This is a genomic window from Gammaproteobacteria bacterium (assembly GCA_003696665.1).
Taxonomy (GTDB): domain Bacteria; phylum Pseudomonadota; class Gammaproteobacteria; order Enterobacterales.
The window spans coordinates 1-1,413 of sequence record RFGJ01000463.1 but is presented as its reverse complement, the minus strand read 5'-3'; the positions used below and the strand labels follow the sequence as shown (position 1 = coordinate 1,413).

Here is a 1,413-nt window from a genome sequence, read left to right as displayed (position 1 = left end):
TGATCCGCACCAGGAGATGCATCTCGCTGCATCCGGAGACGCAGCATGAGACAGATTGCGAGATAGATCTTGCGGTGCGGGTTGTTGGCTGGTTCTGCAAGGAAGGAGTATTCGATCAAATGAAAATCGAAAGTTTACGTGTTCAGGGTTTCAAAAGCATCCGGGATATTAAGATTTCAGCGCTGTCCGGCGTCAACGTGTTCTTTGGTCGGAACGACGTGGGGAAATCGAATATTTTTGAGGCCCTATCACTTTGGTCGTGGCTGTTGGTTACGGCTGAAGAAGCTGATGGCCAAATCGCCTATGCCGATTTGGATAACGCGTTCCCCACACCCTTTCAGTTAGAAGGCGCCGGCCAAATCCAGATACAGGTTCGTGTTCTTGTACGAGCAAAAGATATTTCTTCCAACGGAGTAAAGGACTCGCCGGCCTCCCGCTTGGATGCCAGATTACGCCATGCGGGACTCGAACAGTGTGTCCTGGAGAGTACAGTCGCTCTTGAACGCCGTGCAGACAAGAAAGTCGCCTTTCAGATCCGAAACCACTGGAAGGAATGGGAGGACTTCAGCCTATCGCCCCAGGAGGTTGCCTCGGTCCTCCCACGCTTTCACCGAATCGGGGCCACGCGTCGCTTTGAAAGCGAACGCTGGACTCAGCGAAACGGCGAACAGCCTGTCGACCATTACAATCTCAAGCAAAAACTTTTCTATGCCTATCTGAGTTCTGATTTTCAGCAGAAAAAGCGCCTCGAAGCGATCCAGCGCATCCTTGCACAAGAACCTTTCGCACTGGGGACCTTGGATATTGCCTTGGACCCGGAGACAAATCGCATCGACATCGGTTTTATCCGCCCACAGGGGCGCCTGCCTCTGGAAAATCTTGGCTCGGGCTCGCAGCAATTGCTCCTGATCCTTGGACAACTTTTCCTAGGTGACTACGCTTGGGTGGCGTTGGAGGAGCCCGAGATGAACCTTTCTCCTTTCTATCAGGAGCATCTCCTCGGTGTTCTTCGTCGCCTGATGCAGGATCCCAGCGTCTCTTTGACGCAGTTGTTCATCTCCACCCATTCCCCGTATCTCGAGTTTACCGAAAATTTCTACGACGTGTTCCTGGATGAGAACAACAACACCCGCGTTGTATTGGCCGATGACCGCCGTCGCAGCGCATTCTTCGCTCTCACACCGACGGGGCCCGATACGCAAGCCCGCCTAAATTCACTCAACCAGGTGAAGTTATACGATGCTTTGGTTGCTGACTTGGGACTCAAGAGAGGCGATCTGGTGCTGTTCGTGAAAAACGAGGACACCGGGCATTGGGAGATTCGATCCGCCACAGAGGTAGCCCAGGAACTTCAGTCCCATATCCAACAGTAGGCGGCGTGTCATGGCTCAAGTGTTCCTGGTGGATACGAAC

General features: G+C 53.1%; 1 protein-coding gene. It reads left to right on the top strand.

Annotated elements, in window-relative coordinates:
• Positions 1-2 precede the first annotated feature (2 nt).
• Positions 3-1,373 (top strand): hypothetical protein, encoded by a 1,371-nt coding sequence (locus D6694_11415; protein ID RMH39191.1) that lies wholly within the window; start codon positions 3-5, stop codon positions 1,371-1,373.
• The last annotated feature ends 40 nt before the right edge of the window (positions 1,374-1,413 follow it).